This is a genomic window from Methylomonas sp. (assembly GCF_023228165.1).
Lineage (GTDB): Bacteria > Pseudomonadota > Gammaproteobacteria > Methylococcales > Methylomonadaceae > Methylomonas.
Window position 1 is genome coordinate 61,252 of the sequence record NZ_JALOBS010000002.1, and the last position, 16,449, is coordinate 77,700.

At 50.2% G+C, this 16,449-nt stretch carries 15 protein-coding genes; 1 reads left to right on the forward strand and 14 read right to left on the reverse strand.

The genetic code is table 11. The annotated features are described in order from the left end of the window. Positions 1–4 precede the first annotated feature (4 nt). From alaS to M0R33_RS01645, 7 genes are all read right to left on the reverse strand, one after another. Entirely contained in the window at positions 5–2,614 is a 2,610-nt protein-coding gene (alaS, locus tag M0R33_RS01615; RefSeq protein WP_292564057.1) for an alanine--tRNA ligase, read from the reverse strand. A gap of 89 nt (positions 2,615–2,703) precedes the next feature. Further along, the gene (locus tag M0R33_RS01620; protein ID WP_292564060.1) at positions 2,704–2,904 is read right to left on the reverse strand and encodes an addiction module protein; all 201 of its coding nucleotides are present in this window, start codon (positions 2,902–2,904) and stop codon (positions 2,704–2,706) included. Positions 2,905–3,308: 404 nt separating this feature from the next. Beyond that, positions 3,309–3,521 (reverse strand): hypothetical protein, encoded by a 213-nt coding sequence (locus M0R33_RS01625; RefSeq protein ID WP_292564063.1) that lies wholly within the window; start codon positions 3,519–3,521, stop codon positions 3,309–3,311. Continuing rightward, complete coding sequence (locus tag M0R33_RS01630; RefSeq protein WP_292564066.1) at positions 3,521–4,021, reverse strand: regulatory protein RecX; 501 nt, start codon at positions 4,019–4,021, stop codon at positions 3,521–3,523. Before M0R33_RS01630 ends, M0R33_RS01625 begins: the two co-directional genes overlap by 1 nt. Next, complete coding sequence (recA, locus tag M0R33_RS01635; protein ID WP_292564069.1) at positions 3,984–5,033, reverse strand: recombinase RecA; 1,050 nt, start codon at positions 5,031–5,033, stop codon at positions 3,984–3,986. Before recA ends, M0R33_RS01630 begins: the two co-directional genes overlap by 38 nt. Before the next feature lie 118 nt (positions 5,034–5,151). Next, entirely contained in the window at positions 5,152–5,664 is a 513-nt protein-coding gene (locus M0R33_RS01640; RefSeq protein ID WP_292564072.1) for a hypothetical protein, read from the reverse strand. Positions 5,665–5,697: 33 nt separating this feature from the next. Then, positions 5,698–6,162, reverse strand: coding sequence for an SRPBCC family protein (locus tag M0R33_RS01645; protein WP_292564075.1), 465 nt, complete (start codon positions 6,160–6,162; stop codon positions 5,698–5,700). 115 nt (positions 6,163–6,277) lie between these two features. Between M0R33_RS01645 and M0R33_RS01650 the strand changes: the two genes are divergently transcribed. After that, positions 6,278–6,898, forward strand: coding sequence for a heme-binding protein (locus M0R33_RS01650; RefSeq protein ID WP_292564077.1), 621 nt, complete (start codon positions 6,278–6,280; stop codon positions 6,896–6,898). A 1-nt stretch (position 6,899) separates the two neighbouring features. Here the strand turns inward: M0R33_RS01650 and M0R33_RS01655 are convergent, their stop codons facing one another. The 7 genes from M0R33_RS01655 to fabV all read right to left on the reverse strand — a co-directional run bounded on the left by M0R33_RS01655 (position 6,900) and on the right by fabV (position 16,136). Next, positions 6,900–8,507 carry an ABC transporter ATP-binding protein gene (locus M0R33_RS01655; protein ID WP_292564080.1) on the reverse strand — a complete coding sequence of 536 codons (1,608 nt, stop codon included), beginning with the start codon at positions 8,505–8,507 and terminating at the stop codon, positions 6,900–6,902. Further along, positions 8,508–9,230: a DUF4276 family protein gene (locus M0R33_RS01660; protein ID WP_292564084.1), complete on the reverse strand. Its 723-nt coding sequence runs from the start codon at positions 9,228–9,230 to the stop codon at positions 8,508–8,510. After that, positions 9,191–10,303: an AAA family ATPase gene (locus M0R33_RS01665; protein ID WP_292564087.1), complete on the reverse strand. Its 1,113-nt coding sequence runs from the start codon at positions 10,301–10,303 to the stop codon at positions 9,191–9,193. Before M0R33_RS01665 ends, M0R33_RS01660 begins: the two co-directional genes overlap by 40 nt. Beyond that, positions 10,303–11,640: an ABC transporter permease gene (locus M0R33_RS01670; RefSeq protein ID WP_292564090.1), complete on the reverse strand. Its 1,338-nt coding sequence runs from the start codon at positions 11,638–11,640 to the stop codon at positions 10,303–10,305. The genes M0R33_RS01665 and M0R33_RS01670 overlap by 1 nt, the downstream gene beginning before the upstream one ends. Next, positions 11,640–12,617 (reverse strand): ABC transporter permease, encoded by a 978-nt coding sequence (locus M0R33_RS01675; protein ID WP_292564093.1) that lies wholly within the window; start codon positions 12,615–12,617, stop codon positions 11,640–11,642. The genes M0R33_RS01670 and M0R33_RS01675 overlap by 1 nt, the downstream gene beginning before the upstream one ends. Continuing rightward, positions 12,614–14,767 carry an ABC transporter substrate-binding protein gene (locus M0R33_RS01680; protein WP_292564096.1) on the reverse strand — a complete coding sequence of 718 codons (2,154 nt, stop codon included), beginning with the start codon at positions 14,765–14,767 and terminating at the stop codon, positions 12,614–12,616. The genes M0R33_RS01675 and M0R33_RS01680 overlap by 4 nt, the downstream gene beginning before the upstream one ends. Before the next feature lie 178 nt (positions 14,768–14,945). Then, on the reverse strand, positions 14,946–16,136 hold the full coding sequence (gene fabV / locus M0R33_RS01685) for an enoyl-ACP reductase FabV (RefSeq protein ID WP_292564099.1): 1,191 nt from the start codon (positions 16,134–16,136) through the stop codon (positions 14,946–14,948). Between the last annotated feature and the right edge of the window lie 313 nt (positions 16,137–16,449).

Here is a 16,449-nt window from a genome sequence, read left to right on the forward strand (position 1 = left end):
CCAATTACCCCAAACGCTCCTTCACCCACTCCGGCACCGCCTGCAACGCAGCGGCCAGATTAGTCGGATCATTCCCGCCAGCCTGCGCCATATCCGGCCTGCCGCCGCCTTTGCCGCCGACTTGAGTGGCGACGAAGTTGACCAAATCACCGGCCTTGACCTTGCCCATGGTGTCTTTCGATACGCTGGCGATCAGACTGACTTTATCGCCGTTGACGACCGCCAGCACCAACGCAGCAGTACCCAGTTTATTTTTCAGTTGATCAGCCAAATCGCGCAAGGCTTTGGGATCGACATCATCCAGTTTCACGGCCAGCACTTTCACGCCATTGACCTCAACGGCCTGACTGGTCATTTCATCGCCCGCCGAGCTGGCCAATTTGGCTTGCAGTTTTTCCAGTTCTTTTTCCAGCGCACGGTTTTTTTCCACCAGTTGCTGCACTTTATCTGCGGCTTTATCCGGCGAGGTTTTCAACAAACCGGCAATGTTTTGCAAAGCATTTTCGCGTTGTTCTACCCATTCCAAAGCCGCTTTACCGGTCACGGCTTCCAATCGGCGTACACCGGCTGCAACCCCGGTTTCGCCGATGATTTTGAACAAACCTATGTCGCCGGCTCTATCTACGTGCGTGCCGCCGCACAGCTCGGTGGAAAATTCACCGATTTTCAATACCCGTACTTCGTCGCCGTATTTTTCGCCGAACAAAGCCATCGCACCGGCTTTCATGGCCTCGTCTTTGGCCATCACTTCAGCTGCCACCGGATTATTCAACCGAATTTGCTCGTTGACCATATCTTCGATAATAGCAATTTCCGCCGCCGTCATCGGCTCGAAATGCGAGAAGTCGAAACGCAAGCGCTCGGCATTCACTTGCGAGCCTTTCTGCGCCACATGCTCGCCCAAGGTACTGCGCAGGGCGGCGTGCAAGAGATGGGTGGCGGAATGGTTGCGTTCGGTGGCTTTGCGAGTCTCGGCGTCCACGCTGACTTCGCAGGCCTGTCCACTGGCGATGGTACCTTGTAAAACCTTACCTTTATGCAGGAACAGCTTGCCGCCCTGTTTTTGGGTATCGTGCACTTCGAATATCGCGCCGTCGCATTCGATCAGACCGGTATCGCCGACCTGGCCGCCGGATTCGGCGTAAAACGGGGTTTGATCTAAAATCACCACCCCTTCGTCGCCGGCTTCCAGACTCTCTACCGCTTGACCTTTTTTGTACAAACCGATGATCTCGACTGAGCCATTCAAATTGAAGTAGCCGGTAAATTCGGTATTGCTATCGTGTTTGATGTCCTGATCGTAATCCGCCGCAAAACTGCCGCCAGCACGGGCGCGATCGCGCTGGGCGCTCATTTCCACTTCAAAACCGTTGTGATCGACGCTGAGATTATTCTCACGGGCGAAATCGGCCGTCAAATCCACCGGGAAGCCGTAGGTATCATAGAGCTGAAACACCACATCACCGGGTATCACCCTGCCTTCCAGTTTAGCGACACAGGCTTCCAAAATTTTCATGCCTTGCTCCAGGGTTTCGGCGAAGCGTTCTTCTTCTTTTTTCAGCACCCGCTCGACTTGTTCCTGGGCCTTGGTCAGCTCCGGATAGGCCTCACCCATCTCGGCCACTAATGGCGCAACCAGTTGGTAGAAGAAAACTTCCCGGATGCCCAAACGGTAACCGTGGCGGATGGCGCGGCGAATGATGCGGCGCAGCACATAACCGCGACCTTCGTTGGCAGGCAATACGCCGTCTGCCACCATGAAGGCGCAGGAGCGGATATGATCGGCAATCACCCGCAACGAGCTGTTGGTTAAATCGCTAGTGCCGGCCAATTTGGCGGCGACTTTTAACAGGTTTTGGAATAAATCAATTTCGTAATTGCTATGTACGCCCTGTAATACTGCCGCAATCCGTTCCAGGCCCATGCCGGTATCGACGGATGGTGCAGGTAGTGGGGTCAGATTGCCGTCCTTGTCGCGGTCGTATTGCATGAACACCAGATTCCAGATTTCGATATAGCGGTCGCCGTCTTCATCCGGACTTCCTGGAGGGCCGCCGGCAACATGCTCGCCGTGATCGTAGAAAATCTCGGTACACGGACCGCACGGACCGACATCCCCCATGGACCAGAAATTATCTTTGGCACCGATACGAGAAAAACGGCTCGGGTCGATTTTGACATCTTCCAGCCAGATGGCTTCGGCTTCAGAATCTTCGTTGAATACCGTCACCCACAAACGTTCCGCCGGAATGCCGAGTTCCTTGGTCAGAAAATCCCATGCGTAATGAATGGCGTCTTGTTTGAAATAATCACCGAAGCTGAAATTACCCAGCATTTCGAAAAAAGTATGATGGCGCGCAGTGTAGCCTACGTTTTCCAGATCGTTATGCTTGCCGCCGGCCCGCACACAGCGCTGACTGGTGGCGGCACGAGTGAAATCTGTATTTTCCCTACCCAAGAACACGTCTTTAAACTGCACCATGCCGGCATTGGTAAATAGCAAAGTCGGATCGTTTCCAGGCACTAAGGAGCTGGAAGGACGCACGGCATGGCCGTGTTGACGAAAGAATTCCAAAAAGGCGGTCCGCAATTCGGCACTGGTCATTTTTTTCATGGTGATTAGTTCGATTTTTGTTTTAACGAATGTTTGTAGAAGCTGATGGCTCTGTCGCGATTGATGCACTTCACTTTGTTCAGCACATCCTACGTGCTATCTTTTAACTCTTGCAAGGTCATAAATTTGGCTTGACCAGAAAGCACTCGTGCCATCCGCACATCAAGAGTCTCTTTATGCCAAGCGGGCGATTCAACCGGGACGGATTCATGACATAGACTGTCCCAGATTTCTTCCATCAAATGCATGCGTTCGCTGATTGATAATGATTTGATTTCATTGCTGAGCATAACTGACCTTTACTTTTACCTTGTACGAGCCAAAAATTATTTGTTTTGAGTCCGTAAAATGCATCGACTACAGGAGGCGTGTTGGTCGCGATTGATGCGCTTCACTTTGTTCAGCGCATCCTACGGACTACTAAAATATCCCGATTACCATCACCATCCAATTAACTTGTCATATTCCGCATGGCTGCCTATCCAAAACCACAAAAAGCCTTCAGGCACCGGAACCGCCAAGGCACGATAGCTAATGCCAATTCGCGCCGACCAAACTTTGCCCACTTTTTTAAACTGTAGCGAAGGTTGACTAGGGTCAATTTTGAGCAATTCAAAATTTTTGTCGGCCAACCGCTGGATTTCAACCGGCAATTGTCCATAACTCGTCCAAAATGCCGATGACGCGTGATGTTTCAAAGCTCGCGAGCCATACCTGACTGATACTCAGTTAATGCACTGTTGATTAAAGCATCCAGCTTTCCTTCCGACTCATCCGTTTCGATCTTTTGATCCCAACGTCTTTGCTCAAATTCGACAAACCAATCCCGCAATTTTGCGAAGGCTACGTTATCCAACGCTGCGATTCGCTGTTCCAACAATTCCACTTCATTCAAGGTATTAGCCATTAACCACCTCGCGAATTTAATTTAATTTTCAATTCCGCAAACAAGCGTTTGATCATCTCGCCGCTAAAGCCGCGTTGCTGCAAAAACCGGCTGCGTTTTAGCCATTCGTTTTGCGTCAGCGACTTTTCGTCATCGTATTTGTTACAGTACACATCCATCAACAGATTGTGCCAGCCGCCTTGTTCTTCGGCGTGTTCATCCAAATCGACATCGGTAATGCCACGTTGCTGTAACTCATAACGAATACGAATTGGCCCATAGCCGCTGGCGAGACGTTGCCGCACATAGCATTCGGTATAGCGCACATCGTTTTGCCAGTTTTGCTCGGCCATTTCGTGTATGACCGGCTCAACCTCATCGCGCTGAAAACCTCTCAGCGCCAGCTTATCCAGCAATTCTTTTTGGCTATGCTCGCGCCGGGCCAATAATCGCAGACAAACCGCTTTTATTTGTTGGCTGCGCTCAATCGCCGTCGACAAACTCGGCGTCGTCTGCTTCATGGGCCGGTGCCACGGTCGCTAATTTTGCAAAAGCTTTTTCGCGAATGGCTTTTTCCAATTCCACCGCTTTATCCGGGTTATCTCTTAAAAACTGTTTGGCGTTGTCTTTACCCTGACCGATTTTCTCGTTGCCGTAGCTATACCAGGAACCGGATTTTTGCACGAAGCCGAATTCCACGCCCAGATCAACCAGTTCGCCGAAAAAGGACACCCCTTCGCCATACAGAATCTCGAAATCGGCTTGTTTGAACGGCGGCGCGACTTTGTTTTTGACCACTTTAACGCGGGTTTCGTTACCAATGACTTCGTCGCCTTTTTTGATGGCGCCGATGCGGCGAATATCCAGCCGTACCGAGGCATAAAATTTTAGTGCGTTACCGCCGGTGGTGGTTTCCGGGTTGCCGAACATCACGCCGATTTTCATCCGCAATTGGTTGATAAAAATCACCAAGGTATTGGAACGCTTGATATTGGCGGTGAGTTTGCGCAAGGCTTGCGACATCAGACGGGCTTGCAAGCCCATGTGCGAGTCGCCCATGTCGCCCTCGATTTCGGCTTTGGGCGTTAATGCCGCCACCGAGTCGATCACCACGATGTCGACCGCACCGGAACGCACCAACATGTCGGTGATTTCCAATGCTTGCTCGCCGGTATCCGGTTGCGACACCAACAAGTCATCGATATTCACGCCGATTTTTTGCGCATAGACGGGATCCAGCGCATGCTCGGCATCGACAAACGCAGCAGTGCCGCCCAGTTTTTGCATCTGGGCGATGGTTTGCAAAGTCAAGGTGGTTTTACCGGACGACTCCGGCCCGTATATTTCGATCACCCGGCCGCGAGGCAGACCGCCCACGCCCAAGGCAATATCCAACGACAACGAGCCGGTTGATACGACAGCGATATCGCGGCTGGCGGCGACATCGCCCATGCGCATGACCGAGCCTTTGCCGAACTGTTTCTCGATCTGCATCAATGCGGCGCCTAACGCCTTTTTCTTGTTCTCGTCCATTTCTATACCCGGTAAATCTATGACTGGTTAAAGCCGTGCATTATCACACAGATAGCCGCCTGTAAAACAGTTTCCATGAAATGTCGATTGGGGTTTTTCCCGACTGATTAGTCCGATTTTACTGGCTTTCGATAATTTCCAGACAGCGCTGAAACGTGCTGCGCACGATAAACAAGGTCATCACAATGGGATACAGCAAATAGTGCTCGGGCATCGCCAACCCAATCAGCACCCCCACCGCTAACGCGCAGGTATCGAAACGCGACAGATATCGTTGCAGATAACGCAAGGCATCCCGCGACTCTCGGTCGAAGCGGGGACTTTTATTGATGAAGGCCAGCAACATCCAGCCGCAGAGCAAGGCGTAATAGATGGGAAACACGTGAAACATCGGCGAGCCTTTGCTAAACAAAGGCTCCCAGTAACCGTACCAGGCCCATAGAACGCCACATGAAAAACCATCCTGCCAGACGCTGCTCGGCAGTTTTTTCAGACAGCCGCCCAACAGGAACAACCCGGCCAGATAGGCGCCGGACATCCATACCGGCTCCTGATTCAGAAACGGTAAATATACACTCTGGGTTTGCACCAGCGTCGTCAACACGACGCAGAAGATAATAAAAATAGGCATAACATTCAGTATAGAAAACAGAAAACGCCTAATTTACACGTCAACGCCCCACTTTGCCTGCAGATAGTTTTGCCGGGTATCGAATATCCGTTGCAGCTTGCCGCCTATCAACAGCCTGTGCATGACCTGCCCCAGCCAACCCCATGGCATGGCGTAAAACACAAGGTCTTCCATGACGACATGCCCCTGCTCTTCCGTCAAGCACACTTCGTGACTCCAAAACTTGAACGGGCCGACCGCTTGTTGATAGACAAACCGATGCGGTTCGTTGCAGTGACTGATTTCAGATAACCAGGGCATGGGCCAGCCGAACACGGCCTTCATCCGGTAACCGATCATCAAGCCGGTGTAGATTTTTGCCGGCACTCTCGAGGTAATTTCAACGTTAAAAAACGCCGGAGTGATGTGATTCAGGTAATGCGGCGACGAGAAAAAATCCCAGGCCTCCTGGCGGGTCAGGTTTAATGCCTGCCGACGATAGAGCTGATAAAGGTTCATGTGGATTAACCTGGAAAAACGCGTTGCGGATATCGGCAATCTACCGCAAAAAAATTATTTTGCGGCATACTCAAAGCCGCAGGCGATTGGCCGCTCACTTTTTCAAACTTTGATTATGATCAAAACATTAGGTCAAACCCTTTTGAGTATTTTTTTAGCGGGGTGCTCCATGGTTGGTATACGCAATAGCGCGGAAGCCGCTTACACAGTGATTTTACAAGACGGCGACATTGAAATCCGCGCCTATCAGCCTTTACTGATCGCAGAAACCATCATCGACGCCGACTATGCCGACAGCGGCTCGATAGGCTTTAACCGTCTGGCCGGCTATATTTTCGGCAACAATCGCCAACAGCAAAAAATGGCCATGACCACGCCGGTTTACCGGGAACAACAAGGCGAAAAAATTGCCATGACTGCGCCGGTGTTACAGCAAAAATCCGCCGGACAATGGCGCATGGCGTTTGTGATGCCGCCGGAATACGCGCTATCCACGCTGCCCGAACCGCTCGACCCGCTGGTGGAAATCAAACAGCTACCCGCTAAAAAGGTCGCTGTGCTAGGTTATTCCGGCAGCTTGAGCGAGGAAAAAATCAACGCGATGGCGAACGAGTTAAGTACCTGGCTGAGCCGACAGGATTATAAAATCCGATCGTCCGCGCGTTCGGCGGCTTACGATCCGCCCTGGACTATCCCGGCACTACGCCGTAACGAAGTGCATATCGATATCGAATGAGTTATTGCGGCCGCGTGGACTGCAGTTTAGGTACAGCAGCCAACAAAGTCTTGGTGTAAGCATGCCGGGGCCGCGTTAATACCTGCTCGACCAATCCTTGTTCGACGATTTTACCCTGATACATCACAGCCACCTGGTCGGCCATTTCCGCCACCACCCCCAAATTGTGAGTAATCAGTAAAAAGCTCAAGCCTTGTTGTTTTTGCAGATTTTTAAGTAGCTCAATGATTTGCGCTTGTACCGACACATCCAGCGCGCTGGTAGGTTCGTCGCATATGATTAATTTAGGTTCTACTGCCAAAGCCCTGGCAATACAAATCCGCTGGCGCTGACCGCCGGAAAACTCATGCGGGTAGCGCAGCGCGGCATCTACAGGTAAATCCACCTGCAATAACAGCTCAGCGACCCGATTTTGCATCGCTTCCTTAGATATCTCGGCTCGTAAGGCTCGTAAGCCTTCGGCAATGATATCACCCACCACCATTCTGGGATTCATGGCTGCAAACGGGTCCTGAAACACTATTTGCATCTCGGCGCGTTGACGGCGCAAGGTTTCACCGCTTAGCTGAGTCATATCGACACCAGCAAACAACACCCGCCCAGCTTCCGCCGGGATTAAATTCAACAAACCTTTACCCAAACTGGTTTTGCCGCAACCGGATTCGCCTACCAAGGCCAATGTGCTACCGCTATGCAATTCAAAATCGACCCCGTCCACCGCCTTGATATGCCCGACCACCCGCTTGAAAATACCTTTACGAATCGGGTAATAGACTTTAAATTTTTCTACGCTCAACAAAGCCGGTTTGGCTTGCGCTGGCCGGCCCACACAACTTTCCATCTTGGGCAGCGCTGCCAACAATTTCAAGCTGTAGGGATGCTGGGCCTGATGGAAAAATTCGGCAATACTGGCCGTTTCGACAATCTTGCCTTTTTGCATCACCGCAATCCGATCAGCAATATTGGATACCAACGCCAAATCATGACTGATCAACCACAGTGCCATGCCGGTTTGTTTTTGCAGGTTTTTCAGCAAATCCAGAATCTGCGCCTGAATGGTCACATCCAGCGCCGTAGTTGGTTCGTCAGCAATCAACAAATCCGGCTTACCGGCCAAGGCAATCGCGATCATTACCCGCTGGCGCTGACCTCCTGAAAGTTGATGCGGATATTCGTGGATACGGCGCTCGGGCTCGGGGATTTCCACCTGTTGTAACAGTTCCAGCACCCGCTGATTAGTTTCTGAATTGGATAACTGAAAATGGATATGCAAGACTTCGGCAATCTGCTGACCTATCGTCATCACCGGATTTAACGACGACATCGGATCTTGAAAAATCAAACCAATCCGCCGACCGCGTAACCGGCAAAAATCGATTTCCGGAATGTTCAGCAAATCCTGCTCTTGCAAGGTTATGCTCGCAGCCTGCATCTTTGCATTATTCGGCAACAGCCGCAGCACCGACAATGCGGTGATAGATTTGCCGGAACCGGATTCGCCGACCAAAGCAAAGGTTTCGCCGGGTCGGATTTCGAAGCTGATATCGTCGACGACGGCGATTGGGCCGAAGTGGACGGATAAGTTGGTGATGTTAAGTAATGGGTTCATCTAAACAGTCCCTAGCTGAACTAATTGCTGAAACCAGCCAGCAAAGTGCTTGCATTCATCACAGAGCTTATCGAGACCGATACTTTGAATGGCTAATGGGCCATGGGTGGTTTTACGATAAGAAAGCCCCGTTTGCAAAAGCGCATCGCTAATGCGTTTTGATGGCCTTGTTTCATAGCTATCGTTTATATGTTCAGGACTTTCAAATTCTTTACGAATTAACTGCAATTTTTCTAAAACCCTGGACCACTCAGAGTTAAGAGCGGTTAGTTTGGCTATTTCTGAAAACAACAGTCCTTCAAATTCATAAGGTTGTATGTACGGAAAGAAACGCTGCGATGCTTCATTATAATCGCTGCAAATATCGTCCTTTAAAGCAGTCTCAATAAAGTGGGTTTTTTGATAGGTGTCATTAATTTTTTGGCTTTCCTCCAAGCCAGGAAAACGTTTGTCTAAGGCATATAAATCAAAAAATGTTGTAACAAGTAACGATTTATCTTGTTTTAAAGAATTGATAATAAACTTTTTGACTCGATCATAATTCAAAGCACCACCTTTTGAATTAATTGATGTGCTAATTAAGCAGGGCTCCAAATAGATGGCTTGATATGCGAGCGGAATTTTCAATACCTCCTGAATAAAGGTTTCTTCTGTTTGCCCTTCGCAAACAACTCTAACCCGCATCATCGGCTTGGTCTCCCGCCGATGATATTGCGTTGCCATAGCTCTCCTAAACTGTAATCTTCCAACCAGTCTTGTAATTGATCTTCATCGAGACGCTTAAAGGTAGAGGCATTGTTTTCTCTATCTACCACAATAATATCGTTAGCCGAAAAGTGATTAATGAGCTCAACGGATTGAGTAGAAATAATTAATTGGGTTTTTTCTGAAGCTATTTTGATTAAATCGGCCAGTATGGTTAAGGCGTATGGGTGAAGACCCAGCTCGGGTTCGTCGATAATGGTGGTGTCTGCCATTAGTTCCTTTGGTTGCAATAATAAGGTTGTCAAACAGATAAAACGTAAAGTACCATCTGATAAGACGAAGGCTTTGAAGGGCGTGTCTGGGTTGCCGACTTCTTTCCATTCAACTTGAATATATTCTTCGCCGTCTCGGAAAATAAAATCGTCGAAAAAAGGAGCGACAAGGCGAATAGTTTTGACAATAAGGGAGTAGTGTTGCGGGAATTTAGTTTTTAATAGTAGTAAAAAAGCGGCTAGGTTGTCCGCATTGGGCTTTAATCGTAAATTGTCAGATTTAGAATGAATTTGCTTGACTAGAGCAGTTTCAGTTGTGTCGGAAAAATGGTATACCCGCGTATTTTCAATAGCCCATTGAAATATCGTTAAGCTATCATCAGTTTCATTTATCTCACTGAGAGTTGATTCTGGATTTCCGGAATTAGCTGGAGCTTTGAACTGCAATAGTTCTTCCAATGGCGGGTTGTGACTTTTATTCACTCCAAAAGCAAGTGTTTCGGAATTTACAATTAATCTATTGTCAATAGTCGGTATAAGATTGATAGAGTAAATATTGTCATTAAAGAAAAGTTGAATTCTAATTTGATGGGTTTGTTTTCGGCCATAATGTAAGAAAGCATTCGCTCCTGCGTTTTTTTGAATAAAAGCTTGAAAAGTACCTGTTTTTATATGCCTTAAAAGATCAAATGTAGAAATAAAATTGCTTTTTCCAGCACCGTTTGCGCCGATTAATATATTTAATGATTTTAGTGCCAAGTTTTCCAAATCTTGAATGGATTTGTAACCATGAATGCTGATCTGATCCAACGCCGCCATTATTGAGTTCTCCTAGGATCAAACGCATCCCTGACGCTATCAGCAAACAAATTCGCCGCTAGCACCAGTGCAAACATAAACACAAACGCGGCTGCCAATGACCACCAAACTATGGGTTCGCGGGCCATTTCCAGGCGGGCGCTGTTGATCATGTTGCCCCAACTGTGGGTGGTGGGGTCGACGCCGATGTTGATGTAGGACAGCACCGCCTCAGCCAGTACTAAGGAGCTGAAATCCAGCACTACCGAAATCAGTACGATGTGCATGACATTGGGCAATATGTGACGAAACAATATCATGGCAGGTTTCACGCCCAAGGCTTGCGCGGCCAGCACATATTCCATTTCCCGTAGCTTCAAAGTTTCGGCCCGCAGTAAGCGGCATAAGCCCGTCCAACTGGTGACGCCTAAAATCAGGCACAGAAACAGCAAGCGCATATCGGCGCGCACCAACAAATTGTTGAAATTTTCCGGGTGGTTGGCCATGTAGACCTGCACCATCAAAATCGAAGCGGCTATCAACAATACGCTGGGAATGGAGTTGAGAGTGGTGTAGATGAATTGAATCACATCGTCGACCCAACCTTTGAAATAGCCGGCCATGATGCCGAATACGATGGCCAGCGGCAACATCACCAAGGTAGTCAGGGAACCGATCACCAGACCGGTACGTATGCTTTTCAAGGTCTGGTAAAACACGTCTTCACCGACTTTATCGGTACCCAGCACATGATAATAAGCCGACAAGGAAAACAAGGTATAACAGCCACTCACCACCAGGAATAATGTCGCCCATACGGCCTTGCTGCTGGTGCTGCGCCATAACGCCCGGCGCCGTTCGTGTTGGTCGCCCCAAGCCAACACTAAGACCATCAGCATCAGACCCGCCCCCCGGCTAAATCCTCCGAAGGTTTTATCAAAAACATCGCCAGCCCATTCCGTTTCGGGGTCGGTCAGATGCGCGCCACCGTATTGCAGGCGAGGATAATCCCAACCGGTGGAGCCGTCGCCCAGGGTCAGCGTTTCCTTGGCATAGCCATAAACCGCAAACGGTGCGGAATAGGTTTTTTCGCCGTGTTTGCGCATGGTGGTGCAAGCCACATCCAGCAGACTTATAACCTCGTTACCGCGGCTATCGCCGTCTTTAAAATGCACCGAATCGGCCAGGCCGATCAGCGCGAAACACAACAGCATAGCCAGTGATGCCATTGCCACCGGGTTGGAAGTGATTTTTCGTAACGGCCTCCGCATCTGCGCCTGCCGCGACATATAAACCGCCAACCCGGCAGCGGCCAAGACTAGAAAGTAAATCAACGCGTCAGTCCATAACACGATCATCAGCTTAACCTCACGCGCGGATCGACCAGGGTGTAGGAAATGTCGGTCAGCAATAAGCCGGCGACGTATAACACCGAACCCAAAAACACCATGGAGCGGACGATGGCGAAATCCTGCCGATTAATGGCATCAATGGTGTAACTGCCCAAACCGGGAATGCTGAAAAATGATTCCATAATCAGGCTACCCATAAACAACAACGGCAACACCACCACCACGCCGGTCAGAATGGGGATCATGGCGTTTTTCAGTACGTGTTTGAACAATACCTGGGTTTCGGTCAGGCCTTTGGCTCGGGCGGTGCGCACGTAATCCTTTTCCACCTCTTCCAAAAACAAGGTGCGGTACCAACGAGCGCCCGAGCCTATACCGGCCACCACGCTGATCATCACCGGCAGGATCAAAAACTTGATCGCCGCCAGCCCGCTGTCGTAACCGGAAATCGGCACCAGCTTCAGCAGTTTGCCGATAACAAACTGACCACCGATGATATAAAACAAGGACGATACCGACATCAACATTACGCACAACACGCTGCTGCCCAATTCGACGTAGGTATTGCGGAACAACACCATCAACAAGGCCAGTGTGATATTGACCAGCAAGCCGACCGCCAGTGACGGCAAGGCTAGCGCCAGACTGGGCCACATGCGTTGACGAATGTCGGTGCCGATGTTGCGACCGCTATCGGAAATACCGAAGTCGAACAAAAACAGATTCACCGATTTTTGGTAAAAAATGGTATCGCTTAAGCATTTGCCGCCCGCCTGCCCGCTATTCCACAACAACGGCAAATCGTAGCCGTGCTGATGTTTCCAATTTTGAATGGCTTGCTCGGTGACGTGCTTTTGCCCGAGTTGCATGCGGGCCATGTCGTCCGGACTGTTAACCACGAAAAACAGCACAAAAGTCAGCACGTTCACCGCCATCAGCAACGGCAAGGCGTATAAAAACCGCCGAATGATGTAACTCATCATGATTTGGTCTCCTGTTGCTGCCGCCGATAAGCCTTAACCGCCGGATAAATCGCCACGGCCAGCAAGGCAAAACCGAGCAGCAAAGGCCAGAACTCGGCCTTGTTCCACTCTTCCCGCTTTTGCTCGCGCAACTCGGTATCGATACGGCTGTATTTCAGGCGGTTGTTGATCATGCGAGCCGGCTTGAGGTTTTTATACCAACTGTGCAGCAAGGCGAAATCCTTGGGGAAATAGCCGAACAGCCAGGGTGCATCCTGGCGCAAAATATTCTGCATGCGATCGATGATGCGTTGCCGTTCCGGGCTATTGTCCATGTTGCGCATTTGCTCGAACAACCGGTCGAATTCCGGATTGGCGTAATTGCCGGCATTTTCGCCGCCCTGCTTGACCTTGGAATTGGCCCCGTACAGCAGGAAGAAAAAGTTTTCCGGGTCGGGATAATCGGCATTCCAACCCCAGACGAAAATCTGCGCCGCGCCGCTGCGCATTTTTTCCTGAAAGCGGTTGTAGTCGGTACCGCGTATCACCAGTTGTATGCCCAGCTTTTCGAATTGTTTGCGGTACCAGTTCATCAAGGATTTGTCGTCGGCGCCGGTAGCCGTGGTATCGAAATACAGCAACAAGGCTTCGCCGGTTTTAGGATCGATGCCGTTCGGGTAACCGGCCTCGGCCAGCAATTGCTTGGCTTTTTCAAGCGATTTACGCCGCGGTTTGCCGTTTTGCCAGTCGTAAACCACCGGATTGATGCCGGCCTCGCCATCCTGATAGCCGAAGATGCCCGGCGGCAAGGCGCCTTGCGCAGCTACACCGCGGCCGTTGGCGAAAATGGCGATAAACTCTTCGTAATCGACGGCAATGGAAATGGCTTGCCGCAATTTGCGGTTTGCTTCGCTATCGCCGCCGATGACCGGGTCCAGCATGTTAAAGCCCATGTAAAACACCGACGTGGCCACCGAGGTTTGCAACTGAATCTGCTTTTCCCGCATCATCTGGGTCAATTGCGGATCGCCGCTGCCTGAAAACTGCACGGCCTGATCGAAACTATCCGAGGCAATCCCGGAAGCGTCGTAATAGCCTTGCAAGAATTTTGCCCAGTAGGGAATGGACTCTTTTTCCAATGTGTATACTACCTTGTCCACAAACGGTAGCGGCTTGCCGGCATCGTTTAACCAACCGGCTTCGTGGTCGCCCGGATCACCTTCCGTCGGAAAAAAATCAGGGTGATAATGCGGATTTTTCGCCAGCACCATACGCCTATTGGGATTGTTCTCTTGCAACCAATACGGCCCTGTACCGACCGGAAACCAATCCAAGGTAATGTTTTTGTTTTTCAAACCCGGCTGTGCATAAAACACATCCGCTTCCCACGGCATGGGCGCGAAAAACGGCATGGCCAACCAATATTGAAATTGCGGGTATTTACCTTTGATTCGAATGCGATATTGATGATCACTTAAGGCTTGCACGCCGCGCAGGGTTTGGTTTTTCAGCTCTTGGAGCGGAATCTCCGCCGTAGCCTGGGCAAACTCGGCAAAGCCGTCGATATACCCCGCCATCAGTTCGGCAATGGGCGACTGTGTTTTCGGATAGGCCAGCCGCTTGATTTGGTAGACATAATCTTCTGCCGTTAAGGTTCGGCTTTGTTGTACGGGCAAGTCCGTTAGGGTATCTATAGCCGACAATTGCTCATCGCTTAAGGCGTGGTACAAATACCGACCAGGTTCGTTTTGACTGAAGGCCGGATGCGGCTGATAGGCAATACCTGGCTTGATGGTTATCAGGTAGTCGCTAAACGCAATCTCCGCGTCGTTGGCGCTATCCGGCAACATATTGCCTTGCTTATCCAGATAGCGAACCGTGGGCAGTTTGGTAGCCGTCAAGGGTTGCAATTGATAGGGGCGCTTCAGGTAATGGTATTGCAACGGCGGTTCGTATATCTGACCGATAAATCCGTATTCGTCGCTGCTGTAAGCCACGGCGGGATCTAAATGCTTGGGCCGCTCGGAAAAAGACGAATACAGGATGGCCTGACCATGATCGGTATCGGGATAGGGGTTATTGAGTTGGGAAATGTCGCAGGCGGTTAATGTAAAAACCGTTAGTGACAAAAGTAGCTTGCGTAATTTAGGAACCGACAAAGTGCTGGACATTATGTGAAGGCCTTGGAAACTTACCGGCATTCTAACAACAAGCCATTAAAATAATAAGTGGTAAGACAGACGCTGTACCTAACGCTACCTTGCTATTCCAAATTTGCGGAGACGACCTGTTTGGCAATCGAGCCATCATCGGATAGCGACAGCGCTAACCAATGATGACATGAAGTATTTAAGCCAAGTTATTGATAGGCGCCTCGGGGTTAACATCGACTTCGTAATCGACGCCGTCCACCTCGAAACCGAACAGCTTCATAAACTCGTGTTTATAACCGGCGAAATCGGTCACTGCGTTGATATTGTCGTTGTTGACCTGTTGCCACAAGGCATTGACCTTGTCCTGCACTAGAGGTTGCAATTCTTTTAAGTCGGCGCGCAGACGACCTTCCTCGTCGAGTGTTGGGTTGGCGCCATACAAGCTGTCGCGGAACAGGCCGTTGACCTGCTCGATACAGCCTTCATGGGTGCCCTGTTCCTTCATGACTTTAAACAACAACGCCAAATACAGCGGCATTACCGGAATCGCCGCACTAGCCTGCGTGACCACGGCTTTCAATACCGAAACCCGGGCATCGCCGCCCAAAGCGGCCAGTTTGGCGCGAATATCGATGACGCGTTTGTCCAGATCTTTCTTGGCCGCGCCTATGGTGCCGTGCCAATAAATATCCCAGGTGACTTTTTCGCCCAGATAGGTAAAAGCGGTGGTTTTGGCGCCATCCGCCAGCACGTCGGCTTCTGCCAAGGCATCGATCCACATTTGCCAGTCCTCACCGCCCATTACCGCCACGGTGTTATCGATTTCTTCCTGGGTGGCGGCCGGCAAGGTAAAGGATTTAATCACCTCTTTGTCGGTATCGATGCCGTTTTGCACCAAATCCTTGCCAATCGGCTTCAGGGTCGAAGTGTGGGTGACGCCGGTTTTAGGATGGGTGCGGCGCGGTGCGGCCAGACTGTAAATCACCAGATCGACCTTACCCATATCCTGTTTGATGGCAGCTATGGCTTTTTGTTTGATTTCGTCGGAAAAAGCGTCGCCGTTGATGCTTTTGGCGTACAGGCCTTCCGCTTCGGCGAATTGATGAAACGCCGCCGAATTGTACCAACCCGGAGTACCCGGCTTATCGGCCGAACCTTCGCGCTCGAAGAATACTCCCAGGGTTTTAGCGCCCGCCCCGAAAGCGGACACAATGCGCGAAGCCAGCCCGTAGCCGGTGGAAGCGCCCAAAATCAGCACGTTTTTCGGGCCGTTGCCGATAGCGCCGAAGCTTTTGACGTAATCAATCTGCTGTTTGACATTGGCTTCGCAGCCGACCGGATGGGTGGTAACGCACATAAAGCCGCGTACGCGAGGTTTGATAATCATGTTGCTCCTCAAATCAAGCCATGAAAAATTAAGAATAGGGCTGCTTTGGCAACCTCTTTCGTTGTAAACCTTAAAGTTTATCCCATGAACTGGCCGAATAGGAAAATTAATCTCGCTTCATTGCGAATATGGAAGGTTCATAAAGTGAGAGTATGATTACGAGTAAAATAACGGTGTGACTAATTAGCCTGAGCTTATATTGAGTCCTCCGGCACTTGTTGCGCACCGCGCGCCTATCATGCAGTCGCGCTATAACCGGCACCAGCATGGCTCTGCTACTCTGTCCGCCAAACATTTATAATTCCAGGAGACT